The 13755-nt window shown below is 69.4% G+C and carries 10 protein-coding genes; 6 read left to right on the plus strand and 4 right to left on the minus strand.

The features are described 5' to 3' along the window. Positions 1–335 precede the first annotated feature (335 nt). From ACQW02_RS08580 to ACQW02_RS08590, 3 genes are read left to right on the plus strand one after another with little or no spacing between them, the layout of a single operon-like run. Positions 336–1184, plus strand: coding sequence for a class I SAM-dependent methyltransferase (locus tag ACQW02_RS08580; protein WP_431284851.1), 849 nt, complete (start codon positions 336–338; stop codon positions 1182–1184). Further along, positions 1181–2137 carry a glycosyltransferase family 2 protein gene (locus tag ACQW02_RS08585; RefSeq protein WP_431284852.1) on the plus strand — a complete coding sequence of 319 codons (957 nt, stop codon included), beginning with the start codon at positions 1181–1183 and terminating at the stop codon, positions 2135–2137. The genes ACQW02_RS08580 and ACQW02_RS08585 overlap by 4 nt, the downstream gene beginning before the upstream one ends. A gap of 13 nt (positions 2138–2150) precedes the next feature. Beyond that, entirely contained in the window at positions 2151–3680 is a 1530-nt protein-coding gene (locus tag ACQW02_RS08590) for an O-antigen ligase family protein (RefSeq protein WP_431284853.1), read from the plus strand. Here the strand turns inward: ACQW02_RS08590 and ACQW02_RS08595 are convergent. Continuing rightward, positions 3597–4748, minus strand: a complete 1152-nt coding sequence (locus ACQW02_RS08595; RefSeq protein ID WP_431284854.1) for a hypothetical protein — start codon at positions 4746–4748, stop codon at positions 3597–3599. The genes ACQW02_RS08590 and ACQW02_RS08595 overlap by 84 nt on opposite strands. A 158-nt stretch (positions 4749–4906) precedes the next feature. Between ACQW02_RS08595 and ACQW02_RS08600 the strand changes: the two genes are divergently transcribed. Continuing rightward, positions 4907–5884, plus strand: a complete 978-nt coding sequence (locus ACQW02_RS08600; protein ID WP_431284855.1) for a class I SAM-dependent methyltransferase — start codon at positions 4907–4909, stop codon at positions 5882–5884. Between the two features lie 7 nt (positions 5885–5891). Continuing rightward, the gene (locus tag ACQW02_RS08605) at positions 5892–7286 is read left to right on the plus strand and encodes an oligosaccharide flippase family protein (protein ID WP_431284856.1); all 1395 of its coding nucleotides are present in this window, start codon (positions 5892–5894) and stop codon (positions 7284–7286) included. Between the two features lie 254 nt (positions 7287–7540). On the opposite strand, the gene ACQW02_RS08610 is transcribed toward ACQW02_RS08605, so the two are convergent. Next, positions 7541–8707 carry a DUF1972 domain-containing protein gene (locus tag ACQW02_RS08610; RefSeq protein WP_431284857.1) on the minus strand — a complete coding sequence of 389 codons (1167 nt, stop codon included), beginning with the start codon at positions 8705–8707 and terminating at the stop codon, positions 7541–7543. 214 nt (positions 8708–8921) lie between these two features. Here ACQW02_RS08610 and ACQW02_RS08615 point away from each other — a divergent pair, with 214 nt between their 5' ends. Next, positions 8922–10463, plus strand: coding sequence for an exopolysaccharide biosynthesis polyprenyl glycosylphosphotransferase (locus ACQW02_RS08615; protein WP_431284858.1), 1542 nt, complete (start codon positions 8922–8924; stop codon positions 10461–10463). A gap of 6 nt (positions 10464–10469) precedes the next feature. Here the strand turns inward: ACQW02_RS08615 and ACQW02_RS08620 are convergent, their stop codons facing one another. After that, positions 10470–12650 carry a hypothetical protein gene (locus ACQW02_RS08620; protein ID WP_431284859.1) on the minus strand — a complete coding sequence of 727 codons (2181 nt, stop codon included), beginning with the start codon at positions 12648–12650 and terminating at the stop codon, positions 10470–10472. A 24-nt stretch (positions 12651–12674) separates the two neighbouring features. Then, positions 12675–13754 (minus strand): glycosyltransferase family 4 protein, encoded by a 1080-nt coding sequence (locus tag ACQW02_RS08625; protein WP_431284860.1) that lies wholly within the window; start codon positions 13752–13754, stop codon positions 12675–12677. Position 13755: the final 1 nt, after the last annotated feature.

Genomic DNA, 13755 nt, shown 5'->3' on the forward strand with positions numbered 1-13755 from the left:
CCTGACGCGATCGGTGCTGCTGTCGGCGGCTTGGATGCTGGCGAAGGTGTTGCTTGTCCGGCGAGGCGTGCCGCGGCGATGGCCGATGCCGCGGCGCGCATCGTGGCCGGTCCGGGGTCGGCCGGGTCCGGCCGGGTCCGGCCGCGGAGGGAGAAGAAACGCATTGCCCGGTCAGGAGCCTTCCAAAAAATCTCGCAAGAACACTGGCATCGCAACAACGTGTCACGTATCACATCCGACGACCATTGTTGACAAGCATTGCCGTCGCTACAAACCAAACACGCAAGCGATTGTGTGTTCAGCCAACGGATCCTGCACAACATGCATGCTGCACCATGTCGAGCCTGATCCGCCGCGAACGGGCCACCACCAGCCTCGATGGCTACGCCGCGATGGTGCCCGCGCAGCAGGAGGTGGTGTACCACGCCCTCATCGACGGCTACGCCGAGGATCAGGAGCGGGAGAACGCCGGCAAGGTCCAGCGCTACCTGCGCCCGATCCTGGACCGCATCGGCGCCAGGCGGCTGCTCGATGCCGGTTGCGGTGTCGGCGCGATGGTGGAAAGCCTGCTTGGCCTTGGCTACGACGCCTATGGCTTCGACCTGATGGAGCAGACGCCGCTATGGGTCGCGGCCGGCCGGTCGACCGACCGCTACCTGGTGACCGATCCGCTGCGGCTGGAATTGCCCTTCGACGACGGTGCCTTTGACTGCGTCTTCAGTTTTGGCGTGCTGGAACACGTCGGCACCGAGGATGGGCACGCGACGCGCCGGCCCGATTACCACGCGATCCGCGAACAATGGACGCGCGAGTTGTTCCGCGTCGTGGCGCCCGGCGGGCATCTGCTGCTGGGGGGGCCGAACAAGGGCTTCCCGGTCGACACCGCCCATGCGCTGGATGCGGCGGCGACGCCGGCGGAACGCTGGCTCAGCCGCAAGGTCGGGGTGTCCATCCACAAGCCGTGGGGCCCCTATTTCCTGTGGGGCTATGATGACGTGCGGCGCTACCTCGACGGGCTGCCCTGCAAGGTCGAGGGACTGTCGGTCGATGGGCTGGCGAATTACACGCGGGTGCCGGCGCCGTTCGGCGCGTTGGCGCGCGGCTATGTGAAGCACCTGCCCAAGCCGCTGCTGGCGACGGCGTTGAACCCCTGGGTGATGGCGCTGGTGCGGAGGGAGGCTTGATCCCGGCCGGGGACATCCCGGCCGTCACTGTCGTCATCGTCACATGGAATTGCCGCGACCTCGCCCTGCGCTGCCTGCGCGAACTGGCGGCCGCCGACCTGCCGGGGGGGCGGGAGGTGATCGTGGTGGACAATGCCTCGGCCGATGGCACGGCCGCGGCGCTGGCGCAGGCCTTTCCCGATGTGCGGGTGATCGCCAATACCGCCAATACGGGCTTCGCCGCCGCCAACAATCAGGCCTTGGCCCTGGCGCGCGGGCGTTATGCGCTGTTGCTGAACCCCGATGCCTTTCCGACCGCGGCGGATAGCCTGGCCAGCCTGGTCGCCTGCCTGGACGCCGATCAGCGGCTGGCCGCCGCCGGCTGTCGCCTGGTGCATGAGGATGGGCGGCACCAGGTCGGCGACGCCGGCTGGCGCCCGGGTTTTTGGTCGCTGTCGCTGCATGCGCTGGGCCTGACGCAGGTGTTGCCGCGCCGGTTGCGTGGCGTGTTCCTGGTGCGGCCCGATGCGCTGGGCCCCGGGCCGGTCGGGGTCGATTGGATCTGCGGCGCCTGCATGCTGGTGCGCATGGACGCGGTGCGGCAGGTCGGTGGGCTGGACGCCGGTTTCTTCATGTATGCCGAGGATGTGGAATGGGGCTGCCGGCTGCGCGCCGCCGGCCTTGGCGTGGCCTATCTGCCGCGGTCGCGCGTGCTGCACCTGCAGGGCGGGACCCAGGGGGGGGTGGCCTCGACGCGCTGGCTCGACAACCTCGTGCGGTTGCATTGCGTGCTGAACGGGCGGGGCAGCCTGCCGTTGCTGCGGCCGGTGCTGGCGACCGGCTTCGCGCTGCGGGCGCTGGCGTATCGCCTTGTGGCGTTGCGACCGGGCGGGGCCGCGGCGCGGGGCAGGGCCCGGGTCATGTGGCAGTTCGCGCGCCATGCCTGGCGGCTGGCGCCGGGCCCTGTGGCATGAACGAGCCCGCGACATGAATGCCGGCCGGGCCGAGGCGCCGCGCCTGCGCGGGGTGCTCGGTTTCGCCATGGCGCTGGCGGCGGGCGCGATCTGCGTGCCGATCGCCGTGATCATCGGCCAGCTCGAATCCCGCTACATGATCGCGGTCCTGGCGGCGCTGGCCGGGCTGGTGGGCCTGGCGCTGCTGGGCAGCCTGGAGCGTGTGCGGATGGCGCTGGTGGCGGCGCTGGCGCTGGGGCTTTCGCTCGGGCTCAGCATTTCCTTCCTGCATCACACGGAACTGCCGGGGCGCTATGCGACCTTCGTCGGCGGTGCCTTGGCGGTGACCGTGGCCCTGGCCCAGCTTGCGGCGGCGGGGTACCTGGCCTGCTGGCTGCTGGAATCGCGCCTGGTGGGGCGGCGGCGGCCGGTGCGGCTGGTGCCGCTGGTGTTCTGGCCGCAGCTTCTGTTCATGGCGGCCGGCGTGCTGTCGCTGGCCAATGCGATGTATCCGGCGCTGATGTGGCTTGAGATGTTGCGCCTGGCGGGGCTGCTGATGATCAGCGTCGTCGTGATGAACCTGACCCGGCGGGAGATGATCGTCTATCTCTGGGTGCTGGCGCTGAGCGTGCTGTTGCAGGCGGGGCTGGCCGGGGTGCAGTTCGTCACCGGGCGCGAACTGGGCCTTGGCGTTTTCGGCGAGGCGAAGTTGCTGAACTACCGGATCGCGGCGGTGCAGGTGGCACGGCCGACCGGCACGATCGGCGATGCCAACATGCTGTCCTATTTCTTCGAGATCACTTTTCCGGTGATGCTGGCGATGTTCTACCTGGCGCGGCATGAACTGGCGCGGCTGGTCGCGGCGCTGGCCACCCTGGGGGCCGCCGCGGGCATGGTCGCGGCCTATTCGCGTGCCGCCTGGATGACGGTGCCGGTCAGCGTGACCTTCGTCACGCTGCGCATCCTGGGGCGGCGGGTGGTGTCGCTGCGGACCGCCATCGTGCTGGTCGTGCTGACGATGGCGCTGGCGGTGGCGATGATCTGGCTCTGGCCGTTGATCGAGCGGCGGATCTTTGGCGATGACGACGGCAGTGTCGCGCATCGCTGGCCGCTGGCGCAGGCGGCGCTCAGCATCTTTGGGCAGTTTCCGGCCCTTGGCGTCGGGCTCAACAACTTCGCGGTCAGCTTCACCACCTATGACGCGACGGGGTATTCCCGCGTGTTTCCGGGTGGCGACCATGTGGTGCACAACCTGCACTTGCTGATCCTGACCGAAACCGGCCTGGTGGGGTTCTGCGCCCATATCATGGTGTTTGCCGGGGCGGGCTGGCTGGCCTTCACGACGAATGGCGACCGCACGGCGCAGGGCCTGGCGGTCGCGGCGTTCGCGGGGCTGCTGGCGCATCTGGGGCACGGCATGGTCGATCCTGGCTTCAAGCTCAGCCTGACCATCTCCCAGCTTGTCGCGGCGCAGCTGGGGTTAATTGGCTGCCTGTGGCTGCATGCCCGCGATGTCGGCGGGGGGCGGGACGTGATGCCAGTTGGGGCGCGGGACGACGGTTAGCCCCTCGGCGATGTCGCGTTCCACGCGGGCCTGCACGCCCACCAGCACGAGGTCGCCCAGGGTCACGGCGCCCACCACCTCCGCCTGCGCGCCGATGCCGACATCGGTGCCGAGCACGGGGGCGTCGGCTGGCAGGTCCGACCGCAGCCCGGGCCAGGTCCCGGGTCCGACGCTGCAGAAGGGGAAGAGCGACAGCAGCGGCCCCGCGCTGCCGCAGAAGCTGACGCCGACCGTGTGGGGGATGAAGATGCCGGGTCCGATCCGGCTGCCGGGGTGGATGGTCAGGCCGTAGACCTTGGTATTGATCCGCGCCAGCAGGGCGGCGGCGCGGCGCCAGCCACGCGCATGCAGCGCATGCGCCAGGCGGAACAGGACGACGCCCTGCACCGCCGGCAGGATCAGGTGGGCCCAGAAGCGGATGGCGCCGACGGCGGCGTGGGTGCCGGCATTCTCCATCACGCTGCGCGCGACATCGGTGCGGATCACGGCGCCCAAGGTGGCGTCGCCCGCGTGGGCGGGGCGGGGGCGGCGGTGCAGGCCCATGCGCATGGTCCGCCATGCGCCCGGGCGGCGTTCGATGGTGCTGCCGGCCGGCAGGTCCTGCAGCACCGTGCAGCCAGCCGTGATGGTGCAGTCATCGCCGATCACGGCGCTGCCGAGGACTAGGGACCGGTCGCCCAGCACGCAACGGGCGCCGACGTCCGGGCGAAGCCCGCGTTCCCCGCGCGGTGCCGGGGCGCCGCGCAACAGCCCGCCGACGCCGCATTGCGTGCCCAGGGTGCAATCGGGCCCGATCGCGCCATACATGATGACGCCGCGTGGCTTGCGCATCACGCAGCCCGGCCCGATGACGACGGCGCATTCCAGGTCGGCCCCGGTCAGCAGCAGGTTGAACGACCACAACAGCCGGGCCGGTGTCTTGTGCCCGCGACGATGCAGCCAGTGGCCGACACGATAGAGCCGCAGCGCCCAGAGCCCGGCATGCAGCCGCGGCGGGCGACCCAGCACCGCGGCCAAGCGATCGTGGTCCGCGGCCATCGCCGCGCGCGTTGTCGTCCAATCGGTCATGCGGCTCCTACCTCGTCTCGTATGCCGTTGGCGCTCCCGCGGGTCAGGCTAGCGCCGGGCGATGCGCCGGATCAACGCGGCAAGTGGGTTGCCCTTGTCGCGGCAATAGGATGATGTCGCTTTGGAAACCCGTAGGCGGGTACAGGAGGGTCCTTAACATGTCGTGGACAGGTCGGGCCTTTCACCGCGCGGCGCCAGTCATCGATGTCATGCTGGCGCCGGCGGTCTGGGTCGCGGCGCAGACCTTGATGATGGTGCGGCGCCTGACGCCACCGCATGCCCCCCGGGCGATGCGGGTGCTGGATCGGATCGGGCTGTATCCGCTGGTGGACCACTACTACGAACCGCTGATCAACATGAACCGGCTGCGCCATCCGCTGGACCAGCCGCGCGACCTTCCGGGGGTCGTGCTCGACGTGCCGGCGGCGATGGCGATGCTGGAGGACCTGGCGCCGATCGCCGAGCTGGACGATGTGCCCGCCACCCGCGTCGCAGGCGACAGGCCCGTCTATCACTGGGACAACACGCTGTTCGGGCCGCTCGATGCCTGGGTCCTGCATGGCATGGTCCGGCGCCACCGGCCGCGGCGCATCCTGGAGGTGGGCTGCGGCATGTCCACGCTGGTGGCCCTGCGCGCGGCCGCCATGAATACCGCCGATGGCGCGCCCCCTTGCGTCCATACCTGCATCGAACCCTATGAGAACCCCTGGCTCGCCGAATTGCCGGTCCGGCTGGTGCGCACCACCGCCGAGACCGCCGACCTGTCGCTGATCGAGGAACTGGAGGCGGGGGACATCCTGTTCATCGACAGTTCGCACATGATCCGCCCGCAGGGCGACGTGCTGACCGAGGTGCTGCACTGGCTCGGGCGGCTGCGTCCGGGCGTGATCGTTCATATTCACGACGTGTTCACGCCGCGCGACTATCCCGATGCGATGGTCCGCACCTATCGGTTCTTCTGGAACGAGCAGTACCTGGTGGAGGCCTTCCTCGCGTTCAACGCGCGGTTCAGCGTGCTGCTGCCGCTGCATCACCTGCACGCGACCCATCCGGAGGAGACGGCACGGCTGTGCCCGCAGCAGCAACGCCCGGGCGTGACGCCGCCGAGCTCCTTCTGGATCGGCTGCACCGGCTGAGGATGCGATGAACTACGGGCGCAGCCTTGGCGCGCAGGCGATCAGCCGGATCGTCTATATATTGGCGGGTGCCGTGGTCTTCGTCGTGCTGGCGCGCATGCTGGGGCCCGAACAGCTGGGCGCCTATGCCTGGGCGGTGACCTTCCTGTCGGTCGCCTGCACCCTGGCGGACCTGGGCATGACGCCGGTGCTGGCGCGGGACCTGGTGCTGACCGGCGAAGGGCGCGGGGCGTATTTCGCCAACTTCCTGACGTTGCGGCTGCTGCTGGGGCTGCTGGCCGGGGCCGTGGCGGCCGTCGTGGCACAGTTGCTGGCGCCGGAGCCGGTGCAGGGCGTGCTGGTGTTCTGCGCGCCCCTGTTGCCGTTGCTCGCGGCACGTTTCTTCGACCCGGTGTTCCAGGTGATCGCGCGCCCGTGGCTGTCGCTGCATGTCGCCGTCACCTTCGCGGTCGTGTCGATCGCGACCTCGGTCGCGGCGGCGCTGGCGGCCGATCCGGTGCCGTGGACGGTGCTGGCCTATGTCGGGGCAGGGGTGCTGTATGGGGTCATGGGCCTTGGCCTGGCGATCCGGCTGGTGCGGCCGCGGTTTGGCGCGGTCAGCGGCGCCGGCATGGCCGAGGTTGGCCGGGCGGTATTGCCGCTGGCGCTGTCGTCGCTGGTGGCGGCGCTGTCGTCGCGCATCGACGTGTTCATCGTGGCGGAGGTCGGCACGCCGGAAATGCTGGGGCTGTATGGTGCCGCGGCGCGCTTCGTGGACCTGGGGGCCGCGGCGGCGATCACGGTGCTGGCGCCGCTGATGGCGGTCTTCGCGTCGCAATCGCGCGACCGGGCGCGGTTGCTCGTCAGCTTCGACATGATGGTGCGGATCATGGCCACGGTGGCGGTGCTGTGCGGGCTGCTTGCGATCGGCTTCGCCGGGCCGGTCCTGCGGGTGGTGTTCGGCCAGGCCTTCGAAGCGGCGTCGAGCACCTTGGCGCTGTTCGGCTGGAGGATCGGCGTCGTCTTCGTCAACCTGACGGTTTTCGCGCTGGTGCTGACCTTGGCGCCGATCGGCTATTCGGTGTGGAACATGCTGCTGGCGCTGCTGGTGACGGCGGGGCTGTCCTGGCTGCTGGTGCCCTGGATCGGCATCGAAGGGGCGGCGATCGCCACCCTGGCGTCGGAATGCGGGCAGCTTTCGGTCAATCTGGTGATGGCGCGGCGGGCGGTCGGGCGGGGGCTGGAACCCGGGTGGTGGGGGCGGTTCCTGCTGGCGGCGGCGCCGGCACTGGCCCTGTGCTTCGCGCCGGTGCCGGGGCCGCTGGCGGCACTGGCCGCGGTCGCGCTGTTCGTGGCGCTGCTAGCACTGCTGCGCGCCCTGCCGGGCAATCCGCTGCCGGCGCTGGCCATGGCGCGGTCGTGAGGCTGGGTGGGTGAAGAAACGGGGAGGTTGCGCCAGTGGAAGGGGCTTCGCCCCCTCCACGCCTCCCCCACCAAGGGGCCGTGGCCCCTTGGAACCCACGGCATTTGGTAAAATAAAGAGAGGGGCATGGCCCGCCCTCGATCAAGAGCGTTCCAGTGGATGCCCCTCTCTTTATTTTACCAATACTCCGCCGGTCCAGGGGCGGCGGCCCCTGGTGGGGAGAGTTTGAGAGGGGCGAAGCCCCTTTCAAGGCGCTACTTCCCCCCGTTCTTCAAACGACCCGGCAGCCAGCCTGCCAGCACTGCCTCATACGCCTCCAGCACGGCGGGCCAGGTGAAGGTTTCGGCGTGGCGGGTGCGCGCGGCCGCGGCCATCTGTGCCAGGTCGGCGCGCGGTGCCAGCAGCCGGTCCAATTCCGCGGCGCAGCCTTGGGTATCGGAGAAATATGCCATCCCAGGCCCGGCCACCCAGCGGTTGAAGGGGTTGTCGTGGGCCAGGATGGGGTTGCCGGCGCCCAGGGCCTCGACCAGGGAGGGGTTGGTGCCGCCTACACGGTGGCCGTGTATGTGCAGCGCAGCATGCACGCGTAGCGCCGCGACGATTGCGGTGTCGTAAATTGCGCCGACAAAGCGGACTTCGGGCGAGGCGGCGGCCCTCACGGCGTCGTGATACCGGCTGTCACCCAGCCGCCCCAGCACGACGAGATCGACGCCGCGGGGGCGTTGCGAAAAAGCCGTCACGACCTCCAGCAGGGAGTTCTCGGGTTCGGGGCGGGCGATGAAGGTGATGTAGCGATGCGGTGTCACCCCCAGGGCGCCGAGGGGCGCGGGGTCGGCCGAAAGCAGCGGATCGGCGCCATAGGGGATGACCGTGATCCGGTCGGCCGGCGTATGCCGGGCCAGGTGGGCGGCGATGGCCGGGTGGTCGGCGATCATGTGGTCGGTGGTGAGGCGGGCCGCGCGTTCATTCAGCCAGAACCAGGCTTTCACGGGCTTTGACCATTTGTCGCGGCGCCATTCGATGCCGTCCATGTTCATGAGGTGTGGCACGCGCGCGGCCCGGACCAGCAGGCCGAAGATCGCGGTATTGTAGCCCAGGGTGAGCACCAGGTCGTTGTGGCGCAGGCTGGCCAGGACGGCCCGCAGATCCGTCTCCATGGTGCCCAGGGCGCCGCCGGTGCGCGGCCTGTGGTGCGTCAGGCGCACGCCGCGCCATTCGGCCGGATGGGGCCCCGGCGTATCCGCCTGGCAGGCCACGCTGACGATCCAGCCCCGCGCGGCGAGGTGCAGGGCGAGGCGTTCGGCGAAGGTTTCGAAGCCGCCGTGCGCGGCGGGAATGCCGCGGGTGCCCAGGATCGCGATCCGCGGCGCGCGGCCTGGCGAGAAAGGCGCGGCCTGTTGCGTTGCAGGAACATCGGGCACCGCTCTTGGCCACATTTTTTCACGTCCTTCGCATCACTCACCATATCGTCACTCCTGAAATGGTGCAGTGCCAAAAAAATATCTTGTGCGATCGGCACGCCAGAGATATTAATGAATTGTGTAAATGAATTCGCATTTGTCTCAAAATTAGACGTCACAGCCTTACGTTGCTGTGCCCGCGGAAATCCGACCAGCAATCGGAGGGCAGTCGCACGTGTCCGAGCCGACCGTCTACAGACCTTGGGCAGGCACGCCGCGCGCCGAGGATGCGGTGGCTCGGCCTGCCTCGCCCCGTCGCCGTCTGCGGGTGAAAGCGCTGTTTCGTTGCAGCGACCTTGTGGCCGTCCTGCTGGCCGGCCTGTTCACCCAGGCGATCGCCGGCGATGCCGCGGTGCTGACGGATGATGTCAGGCTGGCGGTGTTGCTTAGTCTGGCCTGCCTCTTTTCCCTGCTCGCCGATATGCGTGGCTTGTACCAATCCGAGACGGCGTTGATGCACGACCTGCCGATCGGCGGCGTGACGGGAACCTGGTTGCAGGCCTGCGGCCTGATGGCCCTGGTGTCGCTGCTGATCGATGTCGCGTCGCCTGGGGTGGTCGCCAGCATCGTCGATGACATGCGCGCGCTGCTGCGGCAGCGCGATGCGTTGGTCATGTTGCTTTTCGCGGCGCCGGCAGTGGTCTTGGTCTGCCGTGCCGGGCTGATCGCGATCTGCCAGTCCACCGGCCTCTACGCCCGCGCCGCATCCCGCGCCTTGATCTTCGGCAGCGACGCGGAAGCGCGGCGGCTGGCCACATCCATGGCGCAGAACCGGGCATCGGGCATTGCCGTGGTCGGCTTCGTGGCGATGCCAGGGGCGATGCCCGGGGCGATGCCGGGCGGGACCGAGGCCGCTTATCTGGATGGCTTGCCGGTGGTGCCGCTCGACGACCAGGCGGCGTCGCGGGTGGGGGCGCTGCATGCCGATTGTGTCCTGCTGTCCTGCCGGATGTCGGATGGCGCGGTGCTGGAAACGGTCACGCGGTTGCTGGCGCCCTTGCCCGTTGCGCTGAAGCTGGTGCCCGACCTGGTGATGCAGGGCATCCCGATGCAGCAGTTGGAACATCGCAGCGCCGTGCCGCTGGTGGTGATCTGCGAGCCGCCGCCGCCGGCCTTGGCGCGGGCGATCAAGCGGGCCGAGGATTTGCTGCTGGCGCCGCTGCTTCTGCTGTTCCTGATGCCGGTGCTGCTGGCGACGGCGGTGGCGATCAGGCTGGATTCCCCCGGGCCGGTGCTGTTCCGGCAGCGCCGCGTCGGGGCCGGCGAACGGCACTTCACCGTGCTGAAGTTCCGCACGATGCAGCATGCGCTGCGTGATTCGGACGGCCTGCACCAGACGGTGCGCCGCGACCCGCGCGTGACCCGCGTGGGGGTATGGCTGCGCCGGTCCAACATCGACGAACTGCCGCAGTTGGTGAACGTGATCCTGGGCGACATGTCGCTGGTCGGGCCGCGGCCCCATGCGTTGCAGACACGCGCCGCGGGCCTGGCCTTCGAGGATGCGGTCGCGATCTATTCCGCGCGGCACCGCGTGCGCCCCGGCATGACCGGATGGGCCCAGGTGAATGGCTGGCGGGGCGAGACGGATACGCTGGACAAGATCCAGCGCCGGGTGGAGCACGACCTTTGGTACATCAACCACTGGTCGGTGGGGCTGGACCTGATGATCATCCTGCGCACCGTCACGGCGATGATCCGCGGCCGCAACGCCTATTGACGCGGGCTACGGCGCCCAGCCGCGATGGCGTAGCAGGTAGTATTCATTGTAGGGCCGGTCGTCGGTGATCCGCGGCGTGGCCTGCGGATCGGCCAGAATGTCGCGCACCGAGACGCGGCGGGCCAGGATGGCGGCGGTCACCTCCTCGATCGTGCGGCCGGGGAACCATTCCATCAGGTCGGCGCGTGCGGCCTCCGGCATGCGGGCCAGCAGTTCCTCGGGCGTCAGCACGCGGATCGGGCGCATCGATGCCAGCACGTGCAGGCCCCAGTTCTCGACCGACCAGTAGATCTCGACATAGGGGAAGGAGTCCGCGAGGGAGCGCATCGTCGCGCGCAGGATCTGCTGGTTGCCGGTCTGCAGCCATTGATGCATCAGCCCGCCGGGGGCGAGGCGACCCTTCACCGCATCGTAGAATTCGGTCGAATAGAGCAGGCTGGACCCCGCGGCCTCGGGCGGCGGCGGCGGGTCCACGGCGATGACGTCGTAGTCGCGCCCGGCGCGTTGCAGGAAGCGGCGGCCGTCGTCGGCGATCAGGGTCATGCGCGGATCGGCCGCGACCGCGGCGGCATCGGCGTGGAAGAAGCCGAAGGCGTCGATGACCGATTGGGCGAGGTCGACGCCCACCGCCTCGATCCCCCAGCTGCGCATCGAACGCAGCGTGGTGCCCATGCCGAAGCAGATCGCGACGGCCGATCGCGCGGCGCCATGTTCGGCCAGCGACAGATGCGCCATGACCTTGGTGATCGACGTCAGCTTGGCGATGCCGGTGCCGTTCACCAGCAGGCCGCGGTCCATGCCGGTGCCATAGGCGACGACGGTCGCGACATGGTCGCGGTGGACTTCGCGCGGGCCGTCGCGGACCACGCCCTCCTCATAGCTGTGGCTGATCCGCGTGCCGATGAAGAGCAGCGCCAGCACCGGCACGGCCACGGCGACCCGCCGCATGGCGGTGACGGCGCCGCCGGATAGCGACAGCGCTGCCATCACCAGCAGCGGCACGGCCAGCACGATCTGCGCGACGCGCACATCCAGCACCGGCAGCAGCAGATAGCCCGCGACCAGCGGCCCCAAGATGCCGCCCAGGATGTTCAACCCGTAGCAACGGCCGGCGAGATCGGGATTGCCTTGCGCGTATTCATCCACCAGCCGCGGCGTCAGGTAGCCCAGGATGAAGCAGACCGGCAGGATGCTGGCCAGGACGATGGCGGTATTGGCCTGCAACGCCGGGTCGTTCAGCACCACCGGGATCAGCACCGCGATGCCGAGCGCCTGCATCAGCCCCGCGTTGCTGGGTTCGCGCGGGCTGCCGTGCAGCATGCGGTAGGCGAGGGAGCCGAGCCAGGTCGCCAGCAGGTAGGTCGCCAGGATCATGGCGAAGGCATAGATCGTGGTGTGCAGCACGAAGGTGAAGGCGCGGGTCCAGACGACCTCCAGCGCCAGGCTGGTGAAGCCGGTGGCGAAGAGCACCCACAGCCGCCAGCGGCCGGCGGGCGTATGGGCGATCCGCGCGGCGACGACCGTATCGGCCAGCGGCGCGTGCGGCACCCGGCGCGACAGGACCAGGGCCGCCACCGCGATGCACAGGTTGATGCCGGCGGCGATCATCCAGGTGCGGGCGAAGCCGAACAATTCGACCAGCACCACCGCCGTCGCGATGGTGCCCAGCATCGCGCCGATCACATTGGCCAGATACAGGAAGCTGAAGCTGCGGGTGTCGTCGCGCTTGGCCTGGCGCAGGAAATCCATCATCAGCGGGAAGGTCGCACCCATCAGGATGCAGCAGGGCAGCAGCGCGCCGGCGATGATCAGCGCCGAAAACAACAGGTAGCCGGAGGAACTGGACGCGCCCTGGGTCAGCAGCCAGGCGGCCCCGGCGCCGAACATCATCGGCACGGCGAAGGCGCCGATGCCGATCAGCGCTTCGGCCGCGGCATAGATCACGACGGGCGAGATCCCGAAGCGCGCCCCCAGCCGGCGTGCGACCGACCCCCCGAGCCAGGTGCCGATGCCAAGCCCCGCCATGAAGACCGACAGCACGACCGACAGCACCGGGGTGATCACGCCGAATTCGGCGAAGGCCAGCCGCACCCAGACAACCTGGTACAGCAGGCCACAAAAACCGGAGGCGACGAACAATGCGAACAACGCGACATCCAACCCTGACAGACGGATCAGTGCTCGCATCGAAGAATCTCCGTCAGGGTCGCGCTATTTTGTCGCGTCGGTTGCCGCGGCGTCCAGTGCCGACGCGGCGCGGCCCCAGTCGAATTGCGCCAGATGGGCCGCGACGATGGCGGGCGCGGGGGTCAGGTCGCCCGCGACGGCGCGGCGCATCAACGCCGTCAGCGCCGGCGCCGCATCGGGGGCCGAGGGATCGAAGTAATGCGCGGCCGGGCCGCCGGCCTCCATGATCGCGCCGTGGTTGGAGGCGATGACGGCGGTGCCGAGGGCCAGGGCCTCGACCACCGGGATGCCGAAGCCTTCGCCGAGGCTGGGGAAGACCAGCGCCGTGGCTTGCGCATAAAGCGCCGTCAGCAGGCCGGGCGATGCGTCGCGCAGATGCACGACGCCCGGGGCTTCGGCCAGGGCGCGGGGCAGGTCGCCGACATCGTCATCCTCCCGCCCCACCACGACGAGATGGACGCCATCGGCGCGCAGCGCGGCGCTGGCGGTGAGGGCGAGGCCGATGTTCTTGCGCCGGTCCAGCCGGCCGACGCAAAGGAAATACGGGCGCAGGTTCTGGGCGTAGGCGACATCCTCGGGGAAGGGGGTGGTGCCCACGGCGGCGGCGCAGGGGGCCAGGTGGATGCGCGATGCCGGCACGCGGTAGCGGCGCATGATCTCGCCCGCCGTATGGCGGGTGATGGTCAGGACGGCCGAGGCGCGCCAGGCACTGAGCCGGCACAAGAGCCTGAGGCGCCAGCGCATCGCGGTGGGGAAGAAGTCGGGATTGCTTTCGAACAGCAGGTCGTGGAGCACGACCATCTGGCGCGCGGTGCAGAAGGGGGGCGCGACAAAGGTGGTCATCAGCGCGTCCAGCCGGTCGCGCCGCGCGGCGAGTGGCCAGAACAGCAAAAGCCGTGCGAAGCGCCCCGACATGCCGATGCGGCGGTGTTCGAAACAGGGGGCGGGGTAGCGGGCCTGGGTTGCCGCGGGGTTCGCCGAATAGATCACCCAGGTATGCGCGGTGCCGGTGCCGGGAAGGTGGGCGAGCATATTCTCGATCCAGGTGCGGCTGCCCTGGAACTTGCCGTCGAGCACATGGGCATCGACCCCGATCCGCGCCATC

It is taken from the genome of Humitalea sp. 24SJ18S-53 (assembly GCF_050632385.1).
In the GTDB taxonomy this organism is placed as follows: Bacteria; Pseudomonadota; Alphaproteobacteria; order Acetobacterales; family Acetobacteraceae; genus Humitalea.